Origin of the sequence: Streptomyces laculatispora, assembly GCF_017353455.1 — a bacterium.
In the GTDB taxonomy this organism is placed as follows: Bacteria; Actinomycetota; Actinomycetes; order Streptomycetales; family Streptomycetaceae; genus Streptomyces; species Streptomyces laculatispora.
The window spans coordinates 1-10,678 of record NZ_JAFMPZ010000181.1; the positions used below are offsets into that span (position 1 = coordinate 1).

General features: G+C 70.9%; 7 protein-coding genes and 1 pseudogene. 3 read left to right on the top strand and 5 right to left on the bottom strand.

Features of this window, described 5'->3' with window-relative positions; all coding sequences use genetic code 11:
- Together J1C73_RS10570 and J1C73_RS10575 are read right to left on the bottom strand one after the other, a co-directional pair.
- Positions 1-1,247, bottom strand: a 1,247-nt coding sequence (locus tag J1C73_RS10570; RefSeq protein WP_207316117.1) for a hypothetical protein, incomplete at its 3' end; no start/stop codon positions are given.
- A gap of 61 nt (positions 1,248-1,308) precedes the next feature.
- Positions 1,309-1,764, bottom strand: coding sequence for a hypothetical protein (locus J1C73_RS10575; RefSeq protein WP_124285107.1), 456 nt, complete (start codon positions 1,762-1,764; stop codon positions 1,309-1,311).
- 96 nt (positions 1,765-1,860) lie between these two features.
- On the opposite strand from J1C73_RS10575, the gene J1C73_RS10580 reads away from it, so the two are divergent.
- The 3 genes from J1C73_RS10580 (at position 1,861) to J1C73_RS10590 (ending at position 5,838) form a co-directional block, all read left to right on the top strand.
- The gene (locus J1C73_RS10580) at positions 1,861-3,231 is read left to right on the top strand and encodes an outer membrane protein assembly factor BamB family protein (RefSeq protein ID WP_207316118.1); all 1,371 of its coding nucleotides are present in this window, start codon (positions 1,861-1,863) and stop codon (positions 3,229-3,231) included.
- Between the two features lie 185 nt (positions 3,232-3,416).
- A complete protein-coding gene (locus J1C73_RS10585; RefSeq protein ID WP_207316119.1) occupies positions 3,417-4,001 on the top strand; it encodes a hypothetical protein in 585 nt (194 codons plus the stop codon).
- Positions 4,002-4,209: 208 nt separating this feature from the next.
- Positions 4,210-5,838, top strand: a complete 1,629-nt coding sequence (locus tag J1C73_RS10590) for a hypothetical protein (protein WP_207316120.1) — start codon at positions 4,210-4,212, stop codon at positions 5,836-5,838.
- Positions 5,839-5,911: 73 nt separating this feature from the next.
- Here the strand turns inward: J1C73_RS10590 and J1C73_RS10595 are convergent, their stop codons facing one another.
- The 3 genes and pseudogenes from J1C73_RS10595 to J1C73_RS34720 form a co-directional block, all read right to left on the bottom strand.
- Positions 5,912-8,992 (bottom strand): glycoside hydrolase family 3 protein, encoded by a 3,081-nt coding sequence (locus J1C73_RS10595; RefSeq protein WP_207316121.1) that lies wholly within the window; start codon positions 8,990-8,992, stop codon positions 5,912-5,914.
- A 65-nt stretch (positions 8,993-9,057) separates the two neighbouring features.
- Positions 9,058-10,476 (bottom strand): GH1 family beta-glucosidase, encoded by a 1,419-nt coding sequence (locus J1C73_RS10600; protein WP_207316122.1) that lies wholly within the window; start codon positions 10,474-10,476, stop codon positions 9,058-9,060.
- Positions 10,477-10,507: 31 nt separating this feature from the next.
- A pseudogene (locus tag J1C73_RS34720) lies at positions 10,508-10,678 on the bottom strand (ABC transporter ATP-binding protein); the annotation flags it as partial.

The window sequence follows — 10,678 nt, forward strand, 5'->3', positions numbered from 1 at the left end:
GGCTCGATGCTCTCCACCCCGCCGTACTCCGCCGCGTACGCCGGGGTGGAGAGCATCGAGCCGAGCATGGTGCCGACCAGCAGGCCGGGGAGCAGGCCGCCCCCGAAGTAGCCGCCCGCCCAGGGGCCGTAGGCCGGGCCCGCCTCCCAGTAGGGGCGGCGGCTGCCGTCGCCCATGTCGACGGTGCGGCTCATCGGGTCCTCGCCGTCGCGCAGCCGGATCTCGTCGGCGCCGCAGACCGGGACGTCGCGGGCCGTACCGCCCGACGGGGACCAGCGGACGTCGGCCACCGACGGGCCGTGGCGCGGATCGAAGAAGCAGGGCGGGCGGCGGGCGGGCAGTTCGCCGCCGGTGCGCCGGGCCTCCAGGACGGCGAGCGAGAAGCGCCCGTCCTCCAGTGCCTGGGTCACCCCGCGCACGTCGGAGGGGCGCCGGGCGTGCTCCATACGCGATTTCGCGCTCTCGTAGGAGTCGAGGGCGCGTTCGTAGTCCGCGCGCATCGAGTCGTCGGCGCGCGCCTCCGCCGGATGGAAGTCGAGCCGGTCCAGCGTCTCCCCGTACTCCGTGATGTCCTCGTCCACGACGACCCGGAGCTTGTCGAGCGAGGCCTGCTCCTGGGCCTCCTCGCGCCTGCGGTTGCGGTGCACGATCGTGTAGGCCCCCGCACCGCCGACGACGACCACCGCACCGATCGCGATCAGCGCGGCGGTGGACGAGCCCTGGCCGGACGAGGAGCCGCCCCAGGAGTCCGGGGCGTGGCCCCGGGTCTGCTCGACGGCCCGGTCGACGAAGGAGTTCAGCTGGGTCGCGGCGTCGGGGCCCGCGCCCGGTGCCTTCACGGCGGCGGTGAGGTTGCGCACCGCCTGCTCGGACATCACCTGCGGGTCGGCGCCCGCGTTGAAGCCGTCGCCGAGGCGTATCGCGTAGACGCCGGTGATCCCGGTTTCGGTGCGCAGCGTTCTGAGCACGCTCTGCGCGGGGAAGGCCGAGTTCTGCGGCAGCACCGCCACGAACACCGGCTTGTCGGCGTCCTTGATCTTCTTCGTCAGGGCGTCGGCCTGACTCCGCGAGAGCTGTCCGGACGCGGCCGGATCGACGTACACCGGACTCTTGCGCAGCGCCTGCCCGACGTCATTGACGGTGGAGGCGCTCGTCGCCGCGGGCGCGGCAGGTGCCAGGACCAGGGCCGCCGCCGACAGGATCAGCAGCAGCCCCGCCAGCAGAGCCGGGAGCGGTCTGTTCCGCATACCTCGAACGTAACCCACATGGCCGATCGGTGCGTCCCGGGGCCGGGACGCACCAGACGCCTCAGCGCCGGCTCTCCAGCACCCGGTCCAGGGCGAGCGCCGCGGTGCTCCCCAGCAGCACGGCGGCGAACATCATCGAGCCGGCCTCCGCGTCGAGGCCGCCCCAGCCGTGCACCAGCGAGACGGCCAGGGTGAAGACGGGGACCGCCAACGCCGCCGTCAGATGGCGGGGCGGGGAGTCGCGGTGCGGGGCGCGGTGGACGCGGGCGGCGGCCAGGACGCAGGCGATCATCGTCAGCACGTTGGGGACGTAGATGAGGGCGACCCGCCAGCCGAAGGAGTAGAGGCGGGAGTCGAAGACGCCCTGCACCGCGTAGTTCACCAGAACGCTCATCAGCGTCAGCGCCACGAGACCGACTGCCCAGGAACGGACCAGGGGGAAGAACCAGTTGGGGCGCGCCTGGCTCCCCCATGTCTGTATGTGATGTGCTGACGCCGGGGCCTGGTTGCTGCGCATGCCGTACATCCTGTACCTCTCACTCCTCGGGCTTGTCATGTCACGGGTCGCGAGCCGCACACGCTATCTCAGCCGCCGGACGCGAAGGGTCAAGCAGTGAACGCACGGGGTCGGTCCAGGAGCCAGGGACGACACATCGGCCGCCGGACCGTGCTCGGGGCCGGGGTCGTGGGCGTCGGAGCCGTGGTGGCGTGGAAGGTCTTCGGCGACTCGGAGGAGTCCTTTGCGACCCCGCCCGAACGGCAGCGTGCCTGGACGTACGCGATGGACGGGGCCGCCGCCGGGGTGAGCCGGCTGACCGTCTCGGGCGGCTCCCTCTACGTCACGGCCCGCGGCCCGCTCTCCGTGCACGCGGTGAGCACCGGGAGCGGCCGCGAGCGGTGGGTGGCCGAGGTGACCGGCGGCAAGCAGGGGGATGCGACGCTCGGGCCCGTCACGGTGGCCGGCAATACCGTCTACGCCGTGGCCGAGGGCGGACACGTCAACGCCTTCGCGGACGCGGACGGCAGCCGTCGCTGGGTGAGCGAGCCGCTGGGCGGCGGCCCGCCGGCGGCCCCGGTGGTCATCGGCTCGACGGTCTGCGTACTGATGCAGACAAAGACGGCGGCGGACGAGGCCGGTGGCACCCGCACCCTGGTCGAGGGCGTGCTGTGCGGACTGGACGCGGACAGCGGTCGCGTGAAGTGGCGTGCCGGGGGCAGCCGGCTGCTGCTGGCGGACCGCTCGCGCGGCCGGCTGATCGCTCAGGCCCGGGACGGCGACGGGCTCTCGGCGCTCGACGCGGACACGGGTGAGCGGCGCTGGTCGCTGCCGAAGCAGGACAGCGTGGCGCTCGGGCCGAAGCTGCTGTACGCGACCGGAACCGGGACGGCGGACGAACTGGCCGCTTACGACCTGTCGACCGGGGAGCGGCGCTGGAAGTCCCCCGCGCCGCCGAAGGAGTCCGCGAACGCCCCCGGTGCGTGGCTCACCGTCTCCGCCGACGGGCGCACGGTCCACGCCTGCGACGGCGGAACCGGAGCCGTGTACGCGTATGACGCCATGACGGGCGACAGGCGCTGGCGCATCACGGTCGACTCGCCGGTGACGCCCGAGGCGGCGTCGGGCGGGGCGGCGCTCTTTCTGGCGTCGAGCGACGGCTTCCGCGCCGCGCACTCGGTCGGCTCGGGCTTCCAGAACCCCTTCTCCGGGGGAGGGAAGAAGCCCGGCGGGTACGTCACCGCGAGGGCCGCGTCCGACGGGAGGCGGCTGTGGCGTACGGAGTCCGACGACTGCACCTCCGCGCCGGCCGCGGCGGGGAGCGCGGTACTGGTGGCCCACACCTCGCAGGTGTGGGCCTACGACGCCGGTACCGGAACGGCGCGCTGGCGCGTGACGGGCGAGCCGGGTGCGGGCGACGTCCCGCTGGTCGCCGACGGCAGGCTGTACGTGGTCACGGACGCGGGGATCGGTGCGGTGACGGTCTGACGTCCCGTGCGGCACACCGCCGGACGGAGTGTCATGTGACCGAACAGGCGTGGGATTTGGGCCCGTGGGCCCATGCGTGAACAGAGTGTTGATCTGTACTCTCCCTGGAGATCAACTCCCCACACTGATCACATCGCACGGAGGGAACCCCAGGCATGGAGCACCGCGGACCGACAGGCGCAACGGTGCGGACGAGAGAACGCGGACTCCGGCGGGGCGCCGCGGTGCTGGGCGGTGCGGCGGCCACGCTGCTGCTGCTGGCCGGCTGCGGGGGCCAGTCGGAGGGCGAGGCGCCCGCGCAGGGCTACGAGCGGCTGAAGTCGCCCGGCGTCACGGTGGACTTTCCCGCCGAGTGGAAGGCCCAGTCCGAGGCGGAGCGGCCCGAGGCGGCCGACGCGGCGGCCGTGCTGGAGCGGGACGGACGCCAGCTCGGGAAGATCTCGGTCGTGCTCAAGTACGACGACTCCCGTGACGCCGAGAGAGCCGCGGCCTCCGCCCTCGGCGACCACGAACTCCAGTCGAAGATCGAGAAGTTCAAGGACTACTCCGTCAGCGGCACCGATGACGGCCAGCGGATCAACTATTCCTTTGAAGGAACCGGGGCCGCCGGAGCACCGCCCAAGGGCGAATCGGTCAACGGGGTCGACGTGGTGGGCACGGACAAGAGCGGCGAGACCTTCCTGGTCCGGATCAACGCCGCCGAATCCGCCCTGAGCCCGGATGAGCTGGAGAAGGTCGTCGAGACGGTCAAGGTCGTCGACACCGAGTGAGGCAGGCACCGCGGCCGGGATTCCGGGCCGTGGTTCAGCAGGGTCCTTGAGCCGGTCCGGTAGCGATCGGCAACTTCTCGTTGCCCGTAACCGCCTTTCGTGAAGCAGGAGTTACGGGCTGTCGTCTCGCTGTGCACGCGAGGCATTCACACATCTCTTGAAAAATTTCATCACCCCGCGGATACCCCGCGGGGAGGGGGCGGGGGACATGAAACCCTTCGAATGGCCGAAGTCGATATCCGGTCGGCTGTCAGCCGATGCCGGGCAGGGCGCAATTGACTACGCGGGCGTCGTCGTCGTGGTCGTCGCGGTCGTGGGAGGCATGGCCGCCACGGGTATCGGCGGCGACCTGACACAGCGGATCACCGCCCAGATATGCAGCCTGACCGGCGGATCGAACTGCGACATCACGACCACCGATGCCAAGGGCCCGAAGTCCGAGGACAAGGACAAGGCCTACCGGCCGGTGCTGTGCAACACGAAGAACGAGCAGACCGACTCCGGGCAGGAGGCCAAGATCGCCTTCGTCAAGCTCGGCAGCAAGTTCACCATGAAGCGGGAAGAGTTCACGGACGAGTCGGAGACCCTCCCGAACGGCGACAAGGGCACCGGGAAACGGATCGTGATCACCGTCCAGGAGGGCGGTGAGGCCGGCCTCGAGACCGGACTCAAGGCGAAGATCGCGGGCAAGAAGGCGAAGGTCCTCGATCTGGGCGCCGGGGTCGAGGTCAAGGACGGGGACTCCTGGGTCTTCTCCGACCCCGAGAAGGCCGCCGAGTTCCAGAAGAAGGTCAAGGACCTTCAGGACTCTCCCCCGAAGGAAGCCGGAAAGGGGTTCCTCCGGGTCTTCGGTGTCGACCTCGACGAGGACGAGCGCAAGAACTTCAGCAAGGAATACAAGGACAACCACATCACCACCGACGAGACGAAGGTGAAGGGGAACGCCGAGCTCGGGCTCGAAGGCGAATCGGGGAACAACGTCTACGGGATCTCCGGAGCCGTCGACGCGAGCGGCGTGAAGCGCGTGGCGAGGAACAACTGGCTGCATCCCCCGGTCATCTCCACCACCCGCGACTTCGAGGTCAGCGCCAAGGGGAAGAAGAACTGGGGCAAGAACGACGGTCCCGCCAAGCGCAAGGGTGAGGCCGGCATCGGGTTCAACGGCGCCATCACCGTCACGCGCTACGCCGACGGCCCGGACAAGGGGAAACTCGCCCGGATCGACGTCGTCAAGACCGTCAGCAAGGAAGGCTCCAACGCCACCAGCGCCGAGGCGGACAAGCAGGGCAAGGGCAAGAGCAAGCGCGCCGCGGGCAAGGGCAAGCACCGCAAGGGTGCCAAGGGCACCGTCAAGGGCGGGAACAAGGACGCCTACAAGGACGTGGAGACCACCACCACGACCCTCGCCTTCCCCCCTGAGTCGCAGATAACCGACGAGCAGCGCAAGAACCGAGAGATGACGGAAGAGGCCATCGGCCGCGGGAACAACGACATCGTCGGCAAGTCCGAGGGCAAGCCGAACACGGACGGCAGGAGCCTGACGAACATGATGACCGAGTCGATCCCCGAGAACTCGCCCGACGAGGCGGGGACTCCGCCCGAGAAGAGCAAAAACCCCTACGCCCGCCTCCTCCACGACAACGCCATCAGCAGCAGGACGACCCACCAGCTGAAGGCCAACAGCAAGGAGTCCGGCTTCGAGCTGAAGGCCGGGGTCTCGCTCGGGTACACGGCGAAGAGCGACACGGAGACCGGCAAGATCAAGAAGGCCGAGTTCCTCGGAGCCCCGGGCGAGAACGGGACCCGGTCCTTCAAGCCCATCGCGGCGTGCAGCTGAGGGCTGACCCGTCATCGCCGGCGGGCGCAGGTCCGGGGGCGGGCGGGCATCGCGTGCCGCCCGCCCCCGGGCCTCAGGCGGCCCGGTACGCCGCCCTCAGCTTCGCCACCGCGCCGGTCAGATCACCGGTCAGCAGCAGATGGTCGGCATCGGCGAACGGCTTGGACACCGCTTCGCCGGGCTTGCCGCCGGCCTTCTGCTGGACCAGCAGCCGGGCCTGGCCGACGATGGCGCGGCCCACGTCCGTCCGGCCGAGGCCGGTCCGCTCGGCGACCCGGGCGGCCAGGGCGAGCGCGGTGAGCGTCAGCTCGCCGCCCGCCGGGGGCTTGCTCAGCGTGGTCAGGCCCCAGCCGTACGGGAACTGCGGGTCGTACACCGTGTCACCGACGTTGATCGGCAGCTGCGACTGCGACTTCGGCCAGCTGACCGGCAGTTGGCCGGTGAAGGCGCGCTTTCCGTACAGCACGTCGGCCACGCCGTCGCCCTCGGTGCCCGGCAGCCAGGAGGCCACCAGCGCGTCGATGCCGTCGAGCCGGTCGCCGATGAGCTGCGGGCGGCCCGACACGATCAGTACGGCGCACTTCATCGCGGCGCAGACCTTGTCGACCGCTGCCTTGTCGGCCGCGGACAGCTCCAGGTCGTGGCCATTGCCGACATCGCCGACGCCCTCCGCGTACGGCGTCTCGCCGACGACCACGACACCGACGTCGTAGCCGTCCGTGGCGGCCGAGGCGTCCTTGGAGTACGTGACCGAGGCGGCGTCCTTCTTCATGGCCGACAGGATCGTGGTGCCCGGGGTGATGTCGCCGGACGAGCCCTGCCAGCTGACGGTCCAGCCGCCGGCCTGGTTGCCGATGTCATCGGCGTTGGACCCGGCGACGTACACCTTCTGCGAGGACTTCAGCGGCAGCACGCCGCCGTCGTTCTTCAGCAGCACCTGGGACTTGGCGGCGGCCTCGCGCGCCACGGCGCGGTGCTCGGCCGAACCGACCTTGCCGAGGTTGCCCGTGTCGGCGTACGGCTTCTCGAACAGACCCAGCCGGAACTTCTGAGTCAGGATGCGGGAGACCGCGTCATCGATCCTGGACTGCGGGATGCGGCCCGCGGTGACCTCGTCCCGGAGCGTCTTCGTGAACTCCTTGTAGGCCGTCGGGACCATGATCATGTCGAGTCCGGCGTTGACGGACGTACGGACGTCGCTCGCGTAGTCGCCGGGGATCTGGTCGATGGCCTGCCAGTCGCTGATGACGAAGCCCTCGAAGCCCATCCGGTCCTTCAGCACCCCGTTGATCATCTCGGCGTCGGCGTGCATCTTCACCGGGCCCTTGTCGTCCCCGAGGATGTCGAGCGAGGAGTACGACGGCATGACGGTGCCGATGCCCCGCTTGACCGCCTCGCCGAACGGGGCGAGGTGGACGGCTTCCAGCTCCTGCCGGGTGACCTTGGTGACGCCCTGGTCGATGGGGTACGAGCCGGTGGTGGAGGAGCCGTACTCCGTACCGCCGTCGCCGACGAAGTGCTTGGCGGTGGCCAGCACCTTGTCGCTCCGGCCCAGGTCCTTGCCGGACGCGGCGCCCTGCATCCCCTGGATCACCGTCTCCAGGGACTCGACGAGAGCCGGGTCCTCGCCGTACGACTCGTAGGAGCGGCCCCAGCGCTCGTCGCGCGAGACGCAGAGGCAGGGCGCGAAGTCCCACGGGATGCCGGTGGCACGCACCTCGCTCGCGGTGACGGCGCCGGTCTTCTCGACGGTCTTCGGGTCACGGGTGGCACCGAGGCCGACGTTGTGCGGCATGATCGTCGAGCCGACGACGTTGTTGTGGCCGTGCACCGCGTCCACCCCGTAGATCAGCGGGATCTGGAAGCGGGTCGCCCGGGCGCGCAGCTGATAGGAGTCCACCATCTTCGCCCACGCCGCAGGGGTGTTGGGGGTGGGGACCGAGCCGCCGCCGGAGAGCAGCGAGCCGAGGTCGTAGCCCGCGATGTCGCCCTGCGAGGTGAGCGCGTTGCGCTCGGCCTGGGTCATCTGGCCGGCCTTCTCGGCGGGCGACATCCGGGACAGCAGGTCGGCGACCCGCTTCTTCACCGGCAGCCCGGGGTCCTGGTAGGGCAGCCCGTGGGCGTCGATGACGACCTGCGGGTTCTCCTTCGGCGGCTTGGCGCCGGTGACGGTGAGTTCGAGCGGGATCGTCCTGGCCGAGGCCGCCCCCGCCGTCTTCCTCGTCGCGACGGAGACCCGGTGCGAGGTGCCGGACGCGGTGCCGGCGGGGAAGGTGTAGGTGCCGCTGACCGGGATGTAGTCGGTGCCGGGCCCGGCGGTGCCGCCCCTGGTCTCGTAGCCGACGGTGACGGGCTCCTCCAGCGGTGCCGAGCCGGTGGTGGCGACGGAGAGGTCGATGTCGGCGGTGCCGCCCTGCTTGACCGGGTGCACGGCCGCGTCGGTGACGACGCTCGCCTTCAGGGCCGCGTCGGCCTTCCCGTACAGCTCCACGCCGTCCATGGCGAACGAGCCGGGGGCGCCGGTCGGCAGGGTGAGGGCGTAGCCCCACATCTCGTCGAGGCCGAGGACCTGGTCGATGCCGCCGACGGGCTGGTAGTCGCCGCGGTAGGTGAAGTCGGCGAAGGGGATCTCGACCTGGTGCCAGCCCTCCCAGTCGTCGGTGAAGGAGGTGGTCCACAGCTCGGACGCCTCGCCGTTGGCGCCGCCGTCCTTGATCTCGAAACTGATCTTCCTGCCCGAACCGGGAGGCAGCGGAGCGGTGTTCTGCCCGTACCACCAGAAGCGGATGCCCTTGTGCGCGGACCAGTCGTGGGCGGGCTGGTCGGCGGCGTAGTCGTGGCTGAGTCCGCCGTAGCCGCTGATGTCGTAGGTGCCTTCGAGGACCTTGGCACCCTCGGGGGCGTCCGCGCGCTCCTTCAGCGCCAGGGCCGGCGGGTCGTCGGCGTCACCGCCCCAGGTGAAGATGCCCTCGGCGGGCTGGTTCGCGAACGGGACCTCGCCCTCGAACCGGTCGATGGCGACGGGCGCGGGGTCGTCAGCCGCGGTGGGCGCCGCCGCGCTGGGTACGGCCCCGGCGAGCAGGCCGGCCAGGACGGTGGCGGCGGCCAGCGCGGCGGTCGCGGGTCTCGCCCGGTGACGGGTGCGTGGTGGCATGGGTGCGGCTCCTTCGTGCGATGCCGGGCGCGGCACATCGGGTGCGGGTGCCGTGCCGCGCGCGGCTACGCGTTGCGGGTGCGGTGGATGGTGTCGCGGTACCACTTGGCGCTGTCCTTGAGCGTCCGCACCTGCGTGTCGTAGTCGACGCGGACGATGCCGAATCGCTTGTCGTAGCCGTAGGACCACTCGAAGTTGTCCATCAGCGACCAGGCGAAGTAGCCCCGGACGTCGGCGCCCAGCGCGCGGGCGGCGGCGACGGCGGCGATGTGGTCGGCGAGATACGTGGTGCGGTCGGCGTCGTGGATCGCACCGTCCGCGGAGACGGTGTCGTCGAAGGCGGCGCCGTTCTCGGTGATGACCGTCGGGAGACCGTAGTCCTTCTCCAGGCGGACGAGCAGGTCGGTGAGGTCGGTGGGGGTGATCTCCCAGTCCATGGCGGTACGGGGCAGATCGCGCTCGACGACCCGGGTGACGGGCAGGCCGTCGGCGTCCGTCGTCGCGCCTTCCTCGGTGACGCCGGAGAAGAGCGAGCCGCGGTAGAAATTGACGCCGAGGACGTCCAGCGGGGTGGCGATGACCGCCAGGTCACCGTCCTGGACGGGGAGTTCGATGCCCTGCGCGGCGAGGTCGGTGACGATGTCCTGGGGGTAGGCGCCCTTGACGACCGGGTCGAGGTAGAGGCGGCAGCCGAGTCCGTCGGCGCGGCGGCAGGCCTCGGCGTCTTCGCGGCTCTCCGTCTCGGGGGTGGCGGTGCCCAGATTGAGGGTGAGGCCGAGTTCGAGTGCGTTGCCCCGCGCGGCGGCCTGCTCGCGCAGGTACTGCGAGGCGAGGCCGTGGCCCAGCAGCAGGTGGTGGACGGCGTGGATCGCCTCGCCGAAGTTCTGCCGGCCGGGGGCCTGGTTGCCGTAGGCGTAACCGAGCATCGCCGAGCACCACGGCTCGTTCAGCGTGGTCCAGTGCTTCACCCGGTCGCCCAGGGCGTCGTAGGCGAGGGCCGCGTACTCGGCGAACCGGTAGGCGGTGTCACGGGCCGGCCAGCCGCCCGCGTCCTCCAGCTCCTGCGGCAGGTCCCAGTGGTAGAGGGTGATCCACGGGGTGACGCCCTTGGCCTCCAGCTCGTCGACCAGACGCTTGTAGAAGTCCAGGCCCTTCGCGTTGGCGGGGCCCCGGCCGCCGGGCTGGATGCGCGGCCAGGCCAGCGAGAAGCGGTACGTGTCGACGCCCAGGTCGGCGATCAGCGAGACATCCTCGGGCATCCGGTGGTAGTGGTCACAGGCCACGTCGCCGTTCTCGCCGCGCACGACCATGCCCGGCACCCTGCAGTACGTGTCCCAGATCGAGGGCGTTCTGCCGTCCTCGGCCGCCGCTCCCTCGATCTGGTAGGCGGCTGTGGCGACGCCCCAGCGGAAGTCAGCGGGCAGACCGGTCACGGCCTGGGCGGTGATCTCGCGGGCGTAGGCCTGGGGGGTGACGAGGTTCATGGTTCTCCTGTGGTGTGCGGGTCGAAGTGCGCTACGCGCGGGCGGCGGCCGGGGCCTCCCGGTGGAGCCAGCAGGCCACCGAGCGGGAGCTGTCCCCGTCCGGCGCGGCGAGCACCGGGACATGGGTGTCGCAGCCCTCGACCTTCTTGGCGCAGCGGGGGTGGAAGGCGCAGCCGGCGGGCATCGCGGACAGGTGCGGGGG